At 60.9% G+C, this 18278-nt stretch carries 19 protein-coding genes; 15 read left to right on the plus strand and 4 right to left on the minus strand.

Annotation, left to right across the window (positions count from 1 at the left end; translation table 11 throughout):
• Nucleotides 1-73 precede the first annotated feature (73 nt).
• A complete protein-coding gene (gene hpaI / locus AX760_RS08655) occupies nucleotides 74-892 on the plus strand; it encodes a 4-hydroxy-2-oxoheptanedioate aldolase (RefSeq protein WP_071832481.1) in 819 nt (272 codons plus the stop codon).
• On the opposite strand, the gene AX760_RS08660 is transcribed toward hpaI, so the two are convergent.
• Nucleotides 893-1984: a mannitol dehydrogenase family protein gene (locus tag AX760_RS08660; protein ID WP_071832482.1), complete on the minus strand. Its 1092-nt coding sequence runs from the start codon at nucleotides 1982-1984 to the stop codon at nucleotides 893-895. It lies immediately after the preceding gene.
• Between the two features lie 17 nt (nucleotides 1985-2001).
• The gene (locus tag AX760_RS08665) at nucleotides 2002-2880 is read right to left on the minus strand and encodes a GntR family transcriptional regulator (protein ID WP_071832483.1); all 879 of its coding nucleotides are present in this window, start codon (nucleotides 2878-2880) and stop codon (nucleotides 2002-2004) included.
• A 305-nt stretch (nucleotides 2881-3185) separates the two neighbouring features.
• Between AX760_RS08665 and AX760_RS08670 the strand changes: the two genes are divergently transcribed.
• The 10 genes from AX760_RS08670 to AX760_RS08715 all read left to right on the plus strand — a co-directional run bounded on the left by AX760_RS08670 (nucleotide 3186) and on the right by AX760_RS08715 (nucleotide 14243).
• Nucleotides 3186-4691 (plus strand): UxaA family hydrolase, encoded by a 1506-nt coding sequence (locus AX760_RS08670; RefSeq protein ID WP_071832484.1) that lies wholly within the window; start codon nucleotides 3186-3188, stop codon nucleotides 4689-4691.
• A gap of 52 nt (nucleotides 4692-4743) precedes the next feature.
• Entirely contained in the window at nucleotides 4744-5763 is a 1020-nt protein-coding gene (locus AX760_RS08675; protein WP_071832532.1) for an aldo/keto reductase, read from the plus strand.
• Between the two features lie 22 nt (nucleotides 5764-5785).
• On the plus strand, nucleotides 5786-6241 hold the full coding sequence (locus tag AX760_RS08680) for an RbsD/FucU family protein (RefSeq protein WP_071832485.1): 456 nt from the start codon (nucleotides 5786-5788) through the stop codon (nucleotides 6239-6241).
• A 348-nt stretch (nucleotides 6242-6589) separates the two neighbouring features.
• On the plus strand, nucleotides 6590-7579 hold the full coding sequence (locus AX760_RS08685) for an ABC transporter substrate-binding protein (protein WP_071832486.1): 990 nt from the start codon (nucleotides 6590-6592) through the stop codon (nucleotides 7577-7579).
• 123 nt (nucleotides 7580-7702) lie between these two features.
• Nucleotides 7703-9238 (plus strand): sugar ABC transporter ATP-binding protein, encoded by a 1536-nt coding sequence (locus AX760_RS08690; protein ID WP_071832487.1) that lies wholly within the window; start codon nucleotides 7703-7705, stop codon nucleotides 9236-9238.
• A gap of 48 nt (nucleotides 9239-9286) precedes the next feature.
• A complete protein-coding gene (locus AX760_RS08695) occupies nucleotides 9287-10261 on the plus strand; it encodes an ABC transporter permease (RefSeq protein WP_071832488.1) in 975 nt (324 codons plus the stop codon).
• A gap of 69 nt (nucleotides 10262-10330) precedes the next feature.
• Nucleotides 10331-11350 (plus strand): zinc-binding alcohol dehydrogenase family protein, encoded by a 1020-nt coding sequence (locus AX760_RS08700; protein ID WP_071832489.1) that lies wholly within the window; start codon nucleotides 10331-10333, stop codon nucleotides 11348-11350.
• Nucleotides 11347-12180, plus strand: a complete 834-nt coding sequence (locus AX760_RS08705) for an amidohydrolase family protein (RefSeq protein ID WP_071832490.1) — start codon at nucleotides 11347-11349, stop codon at nucleotides 12178-12180. Before AX760_RS08700 ends, AX760_RS08705 begins: the two co-directional genes overlap by 4 nt.
• A 217-nt stretch (nucleotides 12181-12397) precedes the next feature.
• Nucleotides 12398-13672: a polyhydroxyalkanoate depolymerase gene (gene phaZ / locus AX760_RS08710; protein ID WP_071832491.1), complete on the plus strand. Its 1275-nt coding sequence runs from the start codon at nucleotides 12398-12400 to the stop codon at nucleotides 13670-13672.
• Nucleotides 13673-13820: 148 nt separating this feature from the next.
• Nucleotides 13821-14243, plus strand: coding sequence for a DUF2852 domain-containing protein (locus tag AX760_RS08715; protein WP_071832492.1), 423 nt, complete (start codon nucleotides 13821-13823; stop codon nucleotides 14241-14243).
• A 137-nt stretch (nucleotides 14244-14380) separates the two neighbouring features.
• On the opposite strand, the gene AX760_RS27960 is transcribed toward AX760_RS08715, so the two are convergent.
• Nucleotides 14381-14512: a hypothetical protein gene (locus tag AX760_RS27960; protein WP_280950765.1), complete on the minus strand. Its 132-nt coding sequence runs from the start codon at nucleotides 14510-14512 to the stop codon at nucleotides 14381-14383.
• Here AX760_RS27960 and AX760_RS08720 point away from each other — a divergent pair.
• Nucleotides 14451-15146 (plus strand): M48 family metallopeptidase, encoded by a 696-nt coding sequence (locus AX760_RS08720; RefSeq protein ID WP_245294967.1) that lies wholly within the window; start codon nucleotides 14451-14453, stop codon nucleotides 15144-15146. The two genes, AX760_RS27960 and AX760_RS08720, sit on opposite strands and share 62 nt — an antisense overlap.
• 9 nt (nucleotides 15147-15155) lie before the next feature.
• Here AX760_RS08720 and AX760_RS08725 read toward each other — a convergent pair whose 3' ends face one another.
• A complete protein-coding gene (locus AX760_RS08725) occupies nucleotides 15156-15356 on the minus strand; it encodes a YqaE/Pmp3 family membrane protein (RefSeq protein ID WP_071832494.1) in 201 nt (66 codons plus the stop codon).
• 156 nt (nucleotides 15357-15512) lie between these two features.
• On the opposite strand from AX760_RS08725, the gene AX760_RS08730 reads away from it, so the two are divergent.
• From AX760_RS08730 to trpA, 3 genes are read left to right on the plus strand one after another with little or no spacing between them, the layout of a single operon-like run.
• The gene (locus AX760_RS08730) at nucleotides 15513-16199 is read left to right on the plus strand and encodes a phosphoribosylanthranilate isomerase (RefSeq protein WP_071832495.1); all 687 of its coding nucleotides are present in this window, start codon (nucleotides 15513-15515) and stop codon (nucleotides 16197-16199) included.
• Nucleotides 16196-17416 carry a tryptophan synthase subunit beta gene (gene trpB / locus AX760_RS08735; RefSeq protein ID WP_071832496.1) on the plus strand — a complete coding sequence of 407 codons (1221 nt, stop codon included), beginning with the start codon at nucleotides 16196-16198 and terminating at the stop codon, nucleotides 17414-17416. Before AX760_RS08730 ends, trpB begins: the two co-directional genes overlap by 4 nt.
• Nucleotides 17417-17420: 4 nt before the next feature.
• A complete protein-coding gene (gene trpA / locus AX760_RS08740; protein ID WP_071832497.1) occupies nucleotides 17421-18260 on the plus strand; it encodes a tryptophan synthase subunit alpha in 840 nt (279 codons plus the stop codon).
• Nucleotides 18261-18278: the final 18 nt, after the last annotated feature.

Raw genomic sequence — 18278 nt, forward strand, 5'->3', positions numbered from 1 at the left:
AGCCGGCCGGATTGTTCTGGCCGGCTTTTTCGATTCCGGCTAAGGATCATAGTCGTCATCAAGGAGAAAACGTATGCCTGCACCGAAGAACCCGTTCAAGGCGGCGCTTCGCGACGATCGTTTCCAGCTCGGGCTCTGGGTGGCGCTGGCCAGCCCCTATGCCGCCGAAGTCATCAGCGGCAGCGGTTATGACTGGCTGCTGATCGATGGCGAACATGGCCCGAACGATATTCCGCTGCTTTCGGCCCAGATTCAGGCGCTGGCCGGTTCCGGCAGCCATCCGATCGTCCGCCTGCCGATCGGCGAGGCCTGGCTGATCAAGCAGATCCTCGACGCCGGTGCGCAGACTCTGCTCATTCCGATGGTTGAATCGGTCGAGCAGGCGCAGGCGCTGGTCCGGGCCGTGCGCTATCCGCCGCATGGCATTCGCGGCGTGGGTGCAGCCCTTGGCCGCGCCTCGAGATTCAGCCGTATTGGCGATTATCTCGAAACCGCCAATGACGAGATCTGCCTGCTAGTGCAGATCGAGAGCCGCGCCGGCCTGGATGTTCTCGATGCCGTTGCCGCGCTGGATGGCGTCGATGGCGTCTTTATCGGGCCTTCCGATCTGGCCGCCGACATGGGTCACCTCGGAAAACCGGGATCGCCAGAGGTTCTGGCAGCCATCACCGATGCCTTCGCCCGCATCAAAACCGCCGGCAAGGCACGCGGCATCATGACGCTCGATCTCGAGCAGGCACGCCTATACCGCGATCTCGGTGCAACCTTTATGGCCATCGGCACCGATGTCACTCTTCTCGTCAGCGCAACGCAGCAACTGCGTGAGGCGTTTCTGGCCGGCGACGCGACAGCCGGACCTGTATCGGGAACAAAACCCGTATCCGGCTACTGATCAGGCCGGATTGGCAATCGCCGTCAGCTTCGGCATTGGCACGGTGGGACTCCATGCGCTGAAATCGACGATGCGGCGCACCCGTTTTTCCGCGTGATGATTGGCGATGTCGCGCATGCGATGGTCGAGAAACGGGTTGTCGAAGCGCTCGAGCGTCGCCGCCACATAGGCCATTGCCTGTTCGCCCAGACCTTTAGCCGCAAACGCCGGGATAACCTCCGTTTCGTAAAGGTCGAGCAGTGTCGAGCGGATTTGCGCAACGGTCAGGATTTCGCGGACAGTCTCGGCTTCAGGCCGCTTCTCCTTCAGCCAGATGTCGGCAAGCACGGTGTGTCCGAGATTGAGGATGTGCAGCTTCAGCTTCTCATAGGGCGTTAGGTCGGCAACGACCAGGAGACTTGCATGCGTGCAGGGCAGGCAAAGTCCCGGCTGCGCTTCGATCGCCCAGAGCGCATAGGGTTCGGCAACCGCGCCCGCCGGCTCGATCGGTTCCGAGACGATGCGGTCCACCAGCGTGTTGGCCCAGATCACCTGCGTATCGAGCCAGGCGGAAAAGGCGTCATCGGCGAGCCGCTGGCGGGCAAGGTCAAGTATAAGCGCCTTCAGCACACTGCCGTTGCGGGAAACGAGTTCGCAGGGCAGCATCGTCAAGGGGCGGGCGTTTGCCATGAAGCGTGCATGCAACAGAAGCAGCAGCTTGCCCGGAAAGGACGCCGGAACAGGCTGGTCGGGCTTATCGGCATCGATCCGGTAGCCGGTGTCGCCGGTGTTCGAGATCAGGATCTCCGCCTCCTCGGTGACGATACGGATCACCTCGGTCCAGTCTTCACCCGTCGATAGCGCGCGTGCGACGCTCGTCACCTGCTGGGTTCGGTTGATCGCGATGCCGTTTTCCAGTCCCCGCACGATCACCGGGAAGCCGCCGGGTGCCGCCAGGGCTGAAAGCCGGCCAGCGCGTTCGGATGAACCCGTCGTCTGCACGATGGTGATCTTGCCTGCCGCTTCGCCGCGCTCGAGCGCCTCGCTGATGAACAGATCTGCATGCGCCTGAAGGAAGCGGCTGGTTCCAAATTGTACGATTGGTGTGTTCATGGGTCTGGGTCCGGCCTTTACTGGATGGATTGCAGCAGGGTTTCACGCGCCGAGCGCAGATGCCGGCGGCAGGCATCCTCGGCCTTGACAGGATCGCGGCCGCGCAGGGCGGCGATATAGGCGAGATGTTCCTCGAGCGCCCGGGCGTTGCGCTCGCGGGCATTCGCCTTGTTCCACTGGTAATGATAGTGAAACACGATCGCGATGATATCGTAGAAATCGACGATGAACCGGTTGCTCGAGGACTTGTGCAACAGGCGGTGAAAGCGCTCGTCGAGCTCCGAAAATTCCCTGTAGCGGCGGTCGATATCACCGAGAATCTCGTGATGCAGTGCCTCGATCCGCGATAGCTCGGCCCATGCCGGATGATCTTCCGGCAGGGCGACGAAGGAATGTGCCGAGCGCAGCTCGAACATTTCGCGCACCTCGGTCAATTCAAGCGCAAATTCCCGGGTAAAACCCTTGAGGATCCAGTGGCTGTTCGGCCGTTTCTCGATCAGGCCGAAGCGACTGAAGCGGATCAGGAATTCCCGGACGCTGGTTGTCCCGGTGCCGATGTCGCGCGCCAGTTCCAACTCGTTGATCTGCATCCCGGGCTCCGCGCCGCCCGCCAGAATCCGGCGCATGAAACTGCGCTCGATGATATCCGACAGCGAATCGGTTTCCTCCGCCGGGTAATAATCGGCCGGTTCCGGCTGGCGCAGAACGGCCTTCGCCCGCTTATCCCAGGTGATCAGCTTCAATTCTTCCAGACGCGTCAGGATGGCCCGGATCGTCGTGCGGCTGACGCCGAGTACGGTCCCGAGTTCAGGCTCGGACGGAAGCGTCGCCGTCTCGGCCAGGAGCTTGAGGCAACGGTTAAAGGCTTCCTTGAAGACGGTGTTTTGTTTGGCCATGATGTCGCCGGATGGAGAGGAATGTCTGTCGATCCGCCTGCGCGGTCGTGCCTGATAGCACGGCGATCAAGCGCCGCACAGCTAACGTCCTCTATCGTCTCCGCTTCATCCTGTCTGCGCCAACGGTCTGATCTTCCATGATAGTTTCATCCCTGTTTTGGTTTTTTCTTGCGCGTTGCCGTTGTGTGGCGGCATCACGTTGGTCGGCATAATACCCATTGACGGCAAACTGTCTATTGTAGATAAAAGACAAAAATAGGAGGACGGCACCGTTCTCCAGAAAATCGTCATGGGAGATAAACCGGGTGGCCGCACCGTCCTTCATCATTTTGTCGCCGGAAGACAATGTCGCCGTCGCATCGCTTGTCATCGAGGCCGGTGGCGCGCTGACGGGCGGCGTTTTTGCCAATGGCAGGATTGATCCCGGCCATAAGGTTGCGATCCGTCCCGTGCATATCGGCGAACCTGTCGTCAAATATGGCCAGGCGATCGGCCGCGCGACGGTCGAGATCGCCGCCGGTGACCATGTGCATTCCCACAATCTCGCCTTCGATCAGGACCGTCTGTCGATCGGTGCGCCGGTGCCGCCGGAATCGGCGAGCGCCGAGGACAAGGCCCGCACCTTCATGGGCTATCGCCGCGCCGACGGCCGGGCTGCCACCCGCAACTTCATCGGCATCATCGCCAGCGTCAACTGTTCCACCACCGTCTGCCGCGCTATTGCCGAGGAAGCCAACAAGACCATTCTGCCATTGTATGACGGCATCGACGGTTTCGTGCCGATCGTTCACGATCAGGGTTGCGGCATGAGTTCGACCGGCGACGGCATGCAGAACCTGCACAGGACGCTGGCCGGCTATACAAGGCACGTCAATTTCGGCGGCGTGCTGATGGTTGGCCTCGGTTGCGAAGTTAACCAGCTGACGCTGTATGGACAGAGCGGAGCAGGTGCCGGCAAGCGGCATTTCAACATTCAGGACGCTGGCGGATCGCGCCGCGCCGTTGCCCGCGCGCTTGGGGTGCTGAGCGAGATTGCTGCCGAGGTCGGAACAGCAAAGCGCATCGCCATCCCGGTCAGCGAAATTATCGTCGGCCTGCAATGTGGTGGTTCCGATGGGCTTTCTGGTATCACCGCCAATCCGGCGCTCGGCGCCGCGGTCGATATTCTTGCCGGTGCCGGTGGCACTGCAATCCTGTCGGAAACCTCCGAGATCTATGGGGCGGAACATCTGCTGCGCAGCCGTGCCGTCAATGATGACGTGGCGCGCAAGCTCGACGGGCTGATTTCCTGGTGGGAAAATTATGTCGCGATGCACGGTGCTTCGCTGGACAACAATCCATCACCGGGAAACAAGCGCGGCGGCTTGACGACCATCCTCGAAAAATCGCTCGGGGCTGTGGCCAAGGGCGGACGGTCGCCGCTGACCGCGGTTTACAATTATGCCGAGCGGGTCAAGGAACACGGTCTCGTCTTCATGGACACGCCCGGTTACGATCCGGTCTCCGCGACCGGTCAGGTTGCCGGCGGCGCCAATGTGATCACCTTTACCACCGGTCGTGGCAGTTGCTTTGGCTCGCGCCCATGCCCCTCGATCAAGCTGACCAGCAACACGGCGCTCTACCAGGCGATGGAAGAGGACATGGACATCGATTGCGGCACGATCGCCAGCGGCGATACGACGATTGCCGGCAAGGCGCGCGAGATTTTCGACCTGATCATCGACACCGCGTCGGGAAAGAAGACCAAGAGCGAACTGTTCGGTTATGGGGACAATGAATTCGTGCCCTGGCATCTCGGCGCCACGCTCTGACGGAAGCATGCGCTGACAGAATGCGACTGTCGGGCGGAAGGAGAGACCTTTGTTGCAGACCAGAAAAATCGGCCGGACGGATCTGTCGGTCACGGAATTCAGCTTCGGCACCGCGCCGCTTGGCGGCATGTACCGGGCATGCCCGCGCGACGTGGCCATGGAGACGCTCGAGGCCGCGTGGCAAACCGGCATGCGCTTTATCGACACGGCGCCCTGGTATGGCTTTGGTCTGGCCGAGCGGCGCGTCGGCGATTTCCTGCGCGACAAGCCTAAGGGAAGTTATGTCCTGTCCACCAAGGTCGGGCGCCTCCAGCGGCCGGTCGCCGAGAACAAGGTGCCGAGCTACGGTTTCGTCGATCCGCTGCCGTTCGAAACGGATTACGACTATTCCTATGACGGCATCATGCGCTCGGTCGAGTTCAGCCATGCGCGTCTCGGCCTCAACCGCATCGACATCCTCTTTGTCCACGACATCGGTGTCTATACCCATGGCGCGGAACGCAACGCGGTCTATCTGCGCCAGCTTTTCGATGGCGGTCTGAAAGCGCTGGACGAACTGAAATCGAGCGGCGCGATCGCTGCCTATGGTCTTGGTGTCAACGAAGTTCCGGTCTGCCTCGACGTGATGCGGGAAGCCGACCTCGACTGCATTCTCCTGGCCGGTCGTTACACGCTGCTCGACCGCACGGCGACCGCCGAACTTCTGCCGCTCTGCGTCAGGAAGCAGACTTCGCTCGTGGTTGGTGGCGTGTTCAATTCCGGCATTTTGGCAACGGGCCCTGTCGAGGGGGCGCATTTCGACTATATGGCGGCGACCCCCGACGTGCTGGAAAAGGTTGCGGCCATGGAGAAGATCGCACAGGCGCAGGGCATGCCGCTTGCACAGCCTGCGATCCAGTTTCCGCTGCAGGACCCTATCGTCGCCTCTGTCCTTCTCGGCACGGCAAAACCTTCCAGCCTTCTGCGCAATATGGAGCTGACAGACCGGCGTCTCGTGCCGGAAGACTTCACCGCCTATGACGCCCACACGTTGGTCGCCCCTGAACTTGGAACGGACGCGGTCAGGGTCTGACCGGACAGAAAAGGAAGACCCCATGCTGAAAGGCATTCACCCCCTGCTTGGACCCGAGCTTTTGCACGCGATCCGCACCATGGGTCACGGCGACGAGATCGTCATCGCCGATGCGAATTTCCCGTCGAGCACGATGGGCCCGAAAGTCGTGCGCGCCGACGGTGTCGGTGCGCCGGGCATCCTTGAGGCGATATTGGCGCATATGCCGCTCGATACCTTCGTCGACGAATCGGCGTGGCGCATGGAGGTTGTCGGCGATGCAACGGCTGTGCCGGATATCTGCGTCACGTTCCAGGGCCTGGTCAAAAAGCTGGCCGGCGACTTCACGGTTGTGCCGATCGAACGCTTTGCCTTTTACGAGCGCGCCCGACGGGCAGCCTACATTGTCGCGACGACCGAATTTCAGCTCTATGGAAATATCATTCTGAAGAAGGGGGTTGTCCGTCCCGAGGAATTGTTCAGGGTCGACAGCGATTGAAGCGTGTTAGACTGAATATTCTAAAACGGATTAATTCGGAACAGATGTATCATTTATCTGTTGCGTTTGAAATGGCTCTGATCTAGCCTCGGCACAGGGAGAAGAGCCCGCTTCCCGTCAGTCGTCTTGGAAGTGTGCTTGTGCAGAAGTCAATAAATTGAATTAATTCAATAGTTTGAAATATATCGCGGCGCGCTAAAAAGTCGTTTTGTACCGCTTGCATTTTCAAAACCACTGGGATAGCTTGCCTCTGTAAAATGTTTTTTATGGATAAAAGATCACCTGTTCGCGTCTTGCAGGCTGGTCTGAGGAGAACTCAACAAGACGTTGTTGGAGGAGAACAACACCATGACACTGATGAAGAATATCCTGTCCCGTCGCGCGTTCACCAGCCTTGCTGGCGCTGCGGTTTTTGCAACCATGATGCCGATGCCATCGTTCGCACAGGACGTGACCATCCCGATCATCGTCAAGGACACGACGTCCTTCTACTGGCAGATCGTTCTGGCTGGCGCACGCGCTGCCGGCAAGGATCTCGGCGTCAACGTTCCGGAACTGGGCGCGCAGTCGGAATCCGACATCAACGGCCAGATCAGCATTCTTGAAAACGCCGTTGCCGGCGCACCGGCAGCTGTCGTGATCTCGCCAACCGAGTTCAAGGCGCTCGGCAAGCCGATTGACGAAGCGGCCAAGGCTGTTCCGATCATCGGCATCGATTCCGGCGCTGACTCGAAGGGGTTCACCTCCTTCCTGACCACCGACAACGTCCAGGGCGGCCGTATCGCTGCTGACGGTCTGGCCGCTGCCATCAAGGAAGCGACCGGCAAGGAAGAGGGCGAAATCGCCATCATCACCAGCCTGCCAGGCGTCGGCTCGCTCGACCAGCGCCACGAAGGCTTCGTTGAAGTCATTGCTGCCAAATATCCAGGCCTGAAGGTTGTTGCCGACAAATATGCAGACGGTCAGGCAACCACCGGCCTCAACATGATGACCGACCTGATCACCGCAAACCCGAACCTCGTTGGCGTCTTTGCTTCCAACCTGATCATGGCGCAGGGCGTTGGCCAGGCGATCGCTGAAAACAAGCTCGGCGACAAGATCAAGGTCATCGGCTTCGATTCAGACGAAAAGACGGTCGGCTTCCTCAAGGAAGGCGTGCTTGCCGGTCTCGTCGTGCAGGACCCGTATCGCATGGGTTATGATGGCATCAAGACGGCACTCGCTGCTTCCAAGAAGGAAAAGGTCGAGACCAATGTTGATACCGGTGCAAACCTGGTGACCAAGGCCAACATGGCAGACCCGAAGATCGATGCCCTTCTGAACCCGAAGGTCAACTGATCGTCATGCCGGCGGGACGCGGTTTATGACCGTGCCCCGCCGGCATCAAGCCAGACGAATCATCCCGCCTTATGGGGCTGTTGCCGCGTAAGGCGGGTTTTCGAATATGGGGAGGGAGTCGCCATGACAGGACTTCACGATATCACCAAGCTGCACGCCGAGGGGCACCCTGTTGCCAAGGGAGAGCCGATCCTCGAATTGCGCGGGTTGCAGAAGAAATATGGCGCCGTCGAAGCCTTGAAGCCGGCCAACATCACCTTCCTTTCGGGCGAAGTCCACGCCATTGTCGGTGAAAACGGTGCCGGCAAGTCGACCCTGATCAAGCTCCTGACTGGCGTCATCCGACGCACCTCCGGCGAGGTCTTCTGGTGCGGAAAGTCCGTGCAGCTTGCAACACCGACCGAGGCGATCGCGCGCGGCATCAACGCCGTGCATCAGGAGGTCGTCCTCTGCCGCCATTTGACGGTTGCGGCCAATATGTTTCTCGGCGACGAGATCCAGGCCAACGGCCTGATGCGCAAGCGCGCCATGACAGAGGCCGCGCAGGCGGTTCTCGATGACCTCGGCTTCAACCTGCCGGCCGGCGCCCTGCTCAGCGATCTGACGATCGGCCAGCAGCAGCTGGTAGCAACCGCCCGTGCGGCGATGCGCGGCACCCAGTTCCTGATTTTCGACGAGCCCACCGCCTATCTCACCCGCCAGGAATCGGCGCAGCTGTTCCGGCTCATTCGCCGGCTTCAGAGTGAGGGGGTGACGATCGTCTACATCAGCCACCGCATGGAGGAAGTCTTCGAATTGGCTGACCGCGTCTCGGTGTTGCGCGATGGAACCCATGTCGGAACGCGCCTGATCGGCGAAACCAATGATGCCGAACTGATCTCGATGATGATCAACCGCACCATCGAGCAGATCTATCACAAGGAACACCTGCCGATCGGCGAAACGATCGTCGAGACGCGCGGCCTGTCCGGTCCGGGTTTCGATGATATTTCGCTGTCGGTGAGGGCCGGCGAGATTGTCGGTCTCTACGGGTTGATCGGTGCCGGCCGCAGCGAATTCGCACTCGGTCTCTATGGTCGCCAGCCCGTGAGCGGCGGTGAAATCTTCTGGCAGGGCGACAAGGTCAAGATCGCCAACGAGCGCAAGGCCATGGATCTCGGCATTGCGCTGGCGCCGGAAAGCCGCCGCGACCAAGGGCTTTGTCTCAACCTGCCGATCGGCCTCAACATCAATCTTCCGATCTTCGACCGGCTGACCAAGGGCCTCACCATCAACAGGCGCCGCGAGATCGAGAATGCCGACAAGCAGATCAGCGACCTGAAGATCAAGACGCCGACGCGGCGCGTGCTGGCCTCGGCCATGTCCGGCGGCAACCAGCAGAAGATTGTCATCGGCAAATGGCTGAGCCATGGCGCCAAGCTGTTCATCTTCGATGAGCCCACCGTCGGCGTCGACGTCGGCACCAAGGCGGAAATCTACCGGCTGTTCGCCCGGCTCCTCGAGCAGGGCGCCGGCATCATTCTGATCTCGTCCTATCTGCCGGAAGTCTATGAATTGTCCGACCGGCTGCACGTGTTCCGGCAGGGCAAGCTTGTTGCCAGCCATACCTATCGCAGCGCGTCGCACGAGGAAGTGCTGACGCAGGCGATTGGCGTCTGATCGACGCCGGACGAGCGATAAAATCAAGAAATTGCGTGGAGGAAAATCATGAGCGTCGAGACTACAACGGAAACCGCCCCGGTGCCGAAAAGGGGCATGAACATCCTGTTTGGCCTGACCTTGCTCGGGCTGCTGCTGTTCCTCTGGCTGTTGCTCGGCATGTCGACCACCAGTTTCTGGACGTCGAACAACATCAGCAACCTCCTGCGACAGGGGTCGATGACGGCCATCCTGGCCGTCGGTCAGACCTTCGTCATCATCACCGCCGGCATCGATCTGTCCGTCGGTGCCGTGGTTGGGTTTGCCAGCGTCACCATCGCCTGGCTGCTGCAGGCCGGCGTGCCGCTCTGGCCCGCCATGGGGCTGACGCTGCTGGTCGGTGTGGCCATCGGCGCGTTCCACGCTTTCGGCATCGTCCGCATGGGCCTGCCGGCGTTCATCATCACTCTGGCAACGCTGACATCATTGCGTGGCATCGGCCTTTTGATCACCAACGGCTCGACCATATCGATCAGCAATGATGCCTTTACCGATTTCTCCCGTGCCGACTTCCTTGGCGTGCCCAGCCTGTTCTGGATGGTCCTGGTCGTTGCGGTGCCCGCCTATATCTTTCTGCATCTGTCGCGCTGGGGCCGCTATCTCTTCGCTGTCGGCTCCAATAGCGAGGCCGCCCGCCTGTCCGGCGTCAACGTCAACCGGACCATCTATCTCGCCTATATCCTGTCCTCAACCTGCGCCGCCTTCGTTGGCCTGCTGCTGGCCTCGCGCATCGGTATCGGCAATGCGACGCAGGCCGAAGGCTGGGAATTGCAGGCGATTGCCTCGTCCGTCATCGGCGGTACCAGCCTGTTCGGTGCTGTGGGGTCGGTGCATGGTCCTTTGCTGGGCGCCTTCATCCTGGCGACGATCAACAACGGCGCCAACCTTCTCAACGTCAATTCGTTCTGGCAGCGCATCATCACCGGCGCGCTGATCATTATCATCGTCTATTTCGACCAGCTGCGCCGCCGCGCCAGCCGCTGACCGATCCTCCGTGGCGCTGGCTTTGCCGCGCCACGGAGCGTCCCCCCAAAACATGATTCGGACGTTGCCATGAAAGCTGTTCTTTGCCCTGAACCCGGACGTCTGGAAATAGTCGAGCGACCGGCACTGCCGACGCCACCGGAAGGCTGGGTTCGTCTTGCGGTCAGCCATGTCGGCATTTGCGGCACCGACTATCATATCTTCGAGGGCAAACATCCTTTCCTTGAGTATCCACGGGTCATGGGCCACGAGATTTCGGCGACAGTGCTGGAAGCGGGTCCTGGTGTTGCGCTGAAGCGCGGCACGCCTGTTATCGTCAATCCCTATCTGTCCTGTGGCACCTGCGTCGCCTGTCGGCAGGGCAAGCCGAACTGCTGCACCGCTATCAAGGTGCTCGGCGTGCACACCGACGGGGCCTTCTGCGAGGAAATTCTCGTTCCCGAGGCCAATCTCTATCCGGCTGGTGACCTGTCGCTGGAGGCTGCAGCCACCGTCGAATTCCTGGCCATCGGCGCCCATGCGGTGCGCCGCTCGCTGGCGCCGTCCGGTGTACGGGCGCTGGTCATCGGCGCCGGGCCGATTGGCCTCGGCACTGCTATTTTTTCGCGCATCGCTGGACATGCCGTGACGCTGCTGGATGCCAGCGCCGAGCGCCTCGACATGGCGGCCGACCGTCTCGGCTTTGCCTCTGGCATTCTGGCCGGCGACGGCGCGCTCGACGCCGTCCTGTCGGCGACCGGGGGCGATGGCTTCGATGTTGTTTTCGATGCCACCGGCTATGGCGGCTCCATGGAAAAATCCTTCTCCTTCGTCGCCCATGGCGGCGCGCTGGTCTTCGTCAGCGTCGTGAAGGACGAGATCCGCTTTTCCGATCCCGAATTTCACAAGCGCGAAATGATGCTGATCGGCAGCCGCAATGCGACGCGGGTGGATTTCGAGCATGTGGCGGCGTCGATCCGGGCAGGGCACGTCCCAATCGACCAGTTGATCACCCATCGCACCACACTGGAGCGCGCAGTCGACGATCTGCCCCGCTGGGCACGCGAAAAGGCCGGTCTGATCAAGGCGGTGATCCAGGTCTCGCCATGAAGCGGATCGATGCGCATCAGCATTACTGGACGCTTGGCCTTGGCCACAACAACTGGCCGACGCCGGACCTTGCTGCGATCCACCGCGATTTTACCCCCGCCGATCTGCGCCCGCACCTGTCGGCCTGCGGCGTGGTCGGGACGGTCCTGGTCCAGGCCGCCCCGAACATGACCGAGACGGAGTTCTTGCTGGATCTTGCAAAAACGGAAGACAGCGTTGCGGCCGTCGTCGGATGGATCGATGTCTGCGCCCCCGATGCGATCGCGGATCTTCGCCGGTTCAGCCAGCACCCGAAATTCAGGGGCATCCGGCCGATGCTGCAGGGCATCGAGGAGACCGCCTATATCCTGCAGCCGGCGGCGCTCGCCACGCTCGAAGTCATTGCAGAAATGGGGCTGCGCTTCGATGCCTTGATCCAGCCAAGACATCTGCCGGTGATGGCAGCGCTTGCGGACCGCCTTCCGGCCTTGCCGATCGTTGTCGATCATGGCGCCAAGCCATTCATCGAAAACGGCATTTCACAGCCCTGGCGCGCCGATATGGCGGCCCTGGCGGAGCGTTCCAATGTCTGTGTGAAGCTCTCTGGCCTGGTCACGGAAGCTGGTGAAAGCTGGTCGCTGGACCGCTTGAAACCCTATGCGCAGCATCTGCTCGATGTCTTTGGTGCCAGCCGCGTGATGTTTGGTAGCGACTGGCCGGTCGTCGAACTCGCCGCGACCTATGAAGGCTGGATGCAGGCTGCGGATGATCTGACGGCGCATCTCGGCGAGACAGACAGGCATGCGGTCTTCTTCGGCACGGCCGCCCGCTTCTACGGACTTGTCGATTGAACCGACAGGCAGGGGCAAGCCACTTTACGTTATATCAAGCCCTGTCCTGTAGGGTCAGGACAGGATGGTTTGCCTCTCAGCGCTTCCGCCCTATTTGTTGCGTTGCAACAGCAAACTGCCTAGTGTCGCGTGTTGCTGCGGCGAAAAGAAATGAATGCAGGGTTGCGTCCAGTGGGGAGCGGCGTTGTCGTTGACGGTAACAAGGAGTGCGCTTCCGATGTTTTACCAGCTTTATGAACTCAATCATGCAATGATGGCCCCGTGGCGTGCTGCTGCCGATGCCATGCGTCTCGCCTATAGCAATCCGCTCAATCCTATTTCTCACACCTATATGGGGCGGGCCGCGGCGGCCGGTCTCGAGGTGTTCGAACGTTCGACGCGACGCTACGGCAAGCCGACCTTCGGTCTGCCGGAAACCGTGATAGACGGCGTGCCTGTGGGCGTCACGGAAAAAATCGTCTGGCGCGAGGCATTCTGCAATCTCCTGCATTTCCAGCGTGCTTTGCCAAAGGGCCGGGCTTCAGACCCCAAGGTGCTGATCGTCGCGCCGATGTCCGGCCACTATGCAACGCTGCTCCGCGGCACGGTTGAAGCCATGCTGCCGAATTCCGACGTCTACATCACCGACTGGATCGACGCGCGCACGGTGCCGCTCGCTGAAGGCACGTTCGATCTCGACGATTACATCGATTACGTCATCAACATCCTGCATTTTCTCGGACCGGACACGCATGTGATCGCGGTGTGCCAGCCGGCCGTGCCGGTTCTGGCTGCCGTTGCCATCATGGAAGCCAATGATGATCCGCTGTCGCCAGCCTCGATGACGCTGATGGGCGGGCCGATCGATACGCGCATCAATCCGACGGCGGTCAACAAGCTTGCCCAGGAAAAGCCGATCGAATGGTTCCGCGACAACGTCGTGATGCCGGTGCCGTTTCCGCTCGCCGGTTTCATGCGCCAGGTCTATCCGGGCTTCCTGCAACTGTCCGGTTTCATGTCGATGAATCTCGATCGCCACCTGACGGCGACCAAGGATTTCTTCGACCACCTCGTCAAGAACGATGGCGACGCGGCGGAAAAGCACCGCGATTTCTATGATGAATACATGGCGGTCATGGATCTGACCGCCGAGTTCTACCTGCAAACTGTCGACGTCGTGTTCATTCAGCATGCCCTGCCGAAGGGTGAGATGATGCATCGCGGCCAGAGGGTCGATACGACGGCCATCCGCAAGGTGGCGCTGCTGACAGTCGAGGGCGAGAACGACGATATCTCGGGCGTCGGCCAGACCATGGCGGCGCAGACGATCTGCACGAATATCCCCGACACGATGCGGCTTCACTACATGCAACCGGATGTCGGGCATTACGGCGTCTTCAACGGCTCGCGCTTCCGCCGCGAGATCGCTCCGCGGATTTCGGCTTTCCAGCGCGAACACGCCCGCAGCGCCAGACCGGTGCGGCGCGTCATCAAGGGCGGAAAGTCTGCCTGAGGCATTTGCCTGTCACGGATTTCCTCCATTCTGATCAGCCACTTGATCGATTGGAATGGAGGAATATCTTGCGGAGGCGGGAAAGCCTTCCCACATTCTCGTTAGCGGGTCGCACAGGGCGGCCCACTGTTAACGAGGACTTCCACAGATGAACCAATCCGCATTGATCCGTCCGGACTGGACGCCCGCGACCATCGCAATGATGGTTCTCGGTTTCGTGGTTTTCTGGCCGCTCGGCCTGGCCATGCTCGCCTATATCATCTTCGGCGAACGGCTGAAGACCTTCAAGAAGGATGCCAACGACACCGTCGATGGCGTGTTTTCGTCCTTCAAGCGCGGCGGTCGCAACCGCTACCGCCCGTCCTTTGGCACCGGCAACGTTGCTTTCGATGACTGGCGCGACGCCGAACTGGCCCGCCTCGACGAGGAACGCCGCAAGCTGGACGAAATGCGCGAGCAGTTCGATAGCTACGTGCGTGAACTTCGCCGCGCCAAGGACCAGGACGATTTCGATCGTTTCATGCGCGAGCGCAATTCGAGCGGATCGGTTCCCGGTTTCCCGGCAAACTGATCCACAGCAGCCAGCTGTTTTGAGACCATCGGGCCGGCGCCTTCACCAGGGCGCCGGTCTTTTCTGTGAGACCTGCTTGTCGAGCGGGTCCGCTGTTACGTGAGACATGCACCCGCCAATCGAATCGGTTATCACCGTCAGATGTTTTCGCTGCTGAGAAAATCCAGTCGTTCGCCAAAGAAGCCGCCGCCGCCAACGGTGCGCAGCATCGACGTGGCCGGAAAAATCCTGTCGCTGACGATAAGGCAGAATGCCCGGGCAACGCGCATGACTCTCAGGATCGAGCCCGGTGGCCGGTCGCTGAAGATGACCATTCCGCAGGGCCTGCCGGAACGGGAGGTCAATGCTTTCCTGGACCGGCATCAGGGCTGGCTGATGACCAAGCTTGCGCGTTTTTCCGGTGAAAGTGCGCTGGAGCATGGCGGCAGCATTCTCATTCGTGGCATCGCCCATCGCATCGAGCGCACGGGCAAGCTGCGCGGTCTCACCGAGGCGGTCACAATCGATGATGAACAGGTTCTGCGGGTGAGCGGAGCGGAAGAGCATCTTGGACGCCGCATCGTCGATTTCCTGAAGAAAGAGGCCCGCAAGGACCTCGAGCGCCTCGTGGCGACCCACGCCCGCACGGTCGGCCGCAAGGTAAAGTCGCTCAGTTTGAAGGACACGCGAAGCCGCTGGGGATCCTGCTCGGCCGATGGCGCACTGAGCTTTTCGTGGCGCATCGTCATGGCGCCACCCAGGGTCATCGACTATCTGGCGGCCCATGAAGTGGCGCATCTGCGCGAGATGAACCATGGCCCGGACTTCTGGGATCTCTGCGAGGACCTCTGCCCGGCGATGGACGATGCCAAACGTTGGCTGAAACGCAACGGCACTATGCTGCACGCCATCGATTTCGACTGATCGAAAGCGTCAGCGACGGGATTGGTTGCCGAGCGCGTCGCGGATCTTCTCGTCGGTCTTGTATTGGCTGAGCGCATAGACGGACCAGATCGCCGCCGGAATCCACCCGATCAGGGTGACCTGCAGGATCAGGCAGATGATCCCGGCAATCGGCCGGCCGATCGTGAAAAACTGCAGCCAGGGCAGAAGCAGGGCAAGCAGAAGGCGCATGGTTGTTCTCCGGTGCCGTTGTCGGTTCGGATATGGTTCGCATCAGGCCCGCTTGCAAGAGAGGAACGGAATCGCGGTTGCGGCAAACATGACCATAGGCCAGCAAATGCCGCTTTTTGGCTCGACTCCTGCGGGATTTCATGTCAGGTCGCTTGCATGAAAACGGAAGTGAAGATTTGCGGGCTGAAGACCGCCGAAGCCGTGGACCGGGCCGTTGCGCTCGGCGCCTCGCACACGGGCTTCATCTTCTTCCCGAAAAGCCCGCGCAACATCGAGCCCGATGACGCCGGCCGACTGGCTGCGCGCATCCGTGGCAAGGCAAAAATTGTTGCTGTGACCGTCAATGCCGACAATGATGATCTCGACGAGATCATCTCGGCGCTGTCGCCGGACATTTTGCAATTGCATGGCGAAGAGAGCCCGGCCCGTGTTCTCAACGTCAAGGCTGTTTATGGGCTTCCTGTGATCAAGGCCCTGTCGATCCGCGATGCGGACGACCTGCGCCGGATCGAGGCCTATATCGGCATTGCCGACAGGTTCCTGCTCGATGCCAAGCCGCCCAAGGGCTCGGAGCTTCCGGGCGGCAATGGCGTATCCTTTGACTGGCGGCTGCTGGAGGCGCTTGACGACGGCGTCGATTACATGCTTTCCGGTGGTTTGAACGCGGACAATGTCGGTGAAGCGCTGGCAATGACCGGCATCAGGGCCATCGACACGTCCTCTGGCGTCGAAAGTGCCCCGGGGGTCAAGGATCTGGTGCGCATGGACGCATTTTTCGAAGCGGTGAACCGGGCAGAAGCGGTCATCGGCAAGCATGCAGCAGTGGCAGGGAGAAACACGTGAACGAGACGCCAAAACTCAATTCGTTCAAGGCCGGTCCGGATGAAGACGGGCGCTTCGGCATTTTCGGTGGCCGCTTCGTTGCCGAAACCCTGATGCCGCTCATTCTCGATCTCGAGGAAAAGTGGAATATCGCCAAGACCGATCCGGTGTTCCAGGCGGAACTCCAGCATCTCAACACCCATTATACCGGCAGGCCGAGCCCGCTCTATTTCGCGGAACGCATGACGCAGGAACTGGGTGGCGCGAAGATCTACTTCAAGCGCGACGAACTCAATCACACCGGTTCGCACAAGATCAACAATTGCCTCGGCCAGATCCTGCTGGCCAAGCGCATGGGCAAGACCCGCATTATCGCCGAAACCGGTGCTGGCCAACATGGCGTCGCCTCGGCCACGGTTGCTGCCCGCTTCGGGCTTCCCTGCGTCGTCTACATGGGCGCAACCGATGTCGAGCGTCAGGCGCCGAATGTCTTCCGCATGAAGCTCTTGGGCGCCGAGGTCAAGCCGGTCACGGCCGGCCATGGCACGCTGAAGGATGCGATGAACGAGGCCCTGCGTGACTGGGTCACCAATGTCGACGATACCTATTACATGATCGGCACGGCTGCCGGCCCGCATCCCTATCCTGAAATGGTCCGCGATTTCCAGTCTGTCATGGGCCGCGAAGTCCGCGAGCAGATGATGGCTGCTGAAGGTCGCCTGCCGGACATGCTGATTGCCGCCGTCGGTGGCGGTTCCAACGCGATCGGCCTGTTCCATCCGTTCCTGGATGACGCCAGCGTCAAGATCGTCGGCGTCGAAGCCGGCGGCCGGGGCCTGGACGGCGAGGAGCACTGCGCATCGCTGACCGCGGGATCGCCCGGCGTGCTGCACGGCAACCGCACCTATCTGCTGCAGGACGGCGACGGCCAGATCAAGGAAGGCCACTCGATTTCCGCCGGTCTCGATTATCCCGGCATCGGCCCGGAGCATTCCTGGCTGAAGGATGCCGGCCGCGTCGAATATGTGCCGATCATGGATCATGAGGCGCTCGAGGCCTTCCAGTTGCTGACCCGCCTCGAAGGCATCATTCCGGCCTTGGAACCGAGCCATGCGCTCGCCGAAGTGATGAAGCGTGCGCCGAAAATGGACAAGGAGCAGATTGTCGTGATGAACCTCTGCGGCCGTGGCGACAAGGATATCTTCACCGTCGGCAAGCTGCTGGGAATGGGACTGTAAGACGATGACCGCACGCATGGACAAACGTTTTGCCGATCTCGCTGCCGAAGGCCGCCCGGCGCTGGTCACCTATTTCATGGGCGGTGATCCGGATTTCGAAACCTCGCTGTCGATCATGAAGGCCCTGCCTTCGGCCGGCGCCGACGTCATCGAACTCGGCATGCCGTTTTCCGATCCGATGGCCGATGGCCCGGCGATCCAGCTGGCCGGCCAGCGTGCGCTCAAGGGCGGACAGACGCTGGTCAAGACCATCGATCTCGCCCGCCGGTTTCGCGCCGACGACCAGGATACGCCGATCGTTTTGATGGGCTATTACAATCCGATCTATATCTACGGCGTCGACCGGTTCGTCAGCGATGCGCTTGCCGCCGGTATCGACGGCCTGATCGTCGTCGACCTGCCGCCGGAAATGGATGACGAGCTTTGCATCCCGGCGCTGGAAAAGGGCCTGAACTTCATTCGCCTGGCCACACCGACGACCGATGACAAGCGCTTGCCCAAGGTTCTGCAGAACACCTCCGGCTTTGTCTACTACGTGTCGATGAACGGCATCACCGGCTCGGCACTGCCCGATCCGTCGCTGGTGGCGGGCGCCGTGCAGCGGATCAAGGGCCATACGAACCTGCCGGTCTGCGTCGGTTTCGGCGTCAAGACGGCCGAACATGCACGGGCTATCGGCGCAGCAGCCGACGGCGTCGTCGTTGGAACGGCGATCATCAACCAGGTTGCATCCAGCCTCACCGAAGATGGACAGGCCACCGGGGCGACCGTTCCCGGTGTGGAAACGCTGGTGCGCGGTCTTTCGGCCGGCGTCCGCAGCGCAAGATTAGCAGCGGCCGAATAATTGCCCACATTGTGGCGC

The sequence above is a fragment of the Pararhizobium antarcticum genome, assembly GCF_001885585.1.
GTDB lineage: Bacteria > Pseudomonadota > Alphaproteobacteria > Rhizobiales > Rhizobiaceae > Pararhizobium > Pararhizobium antarcticum.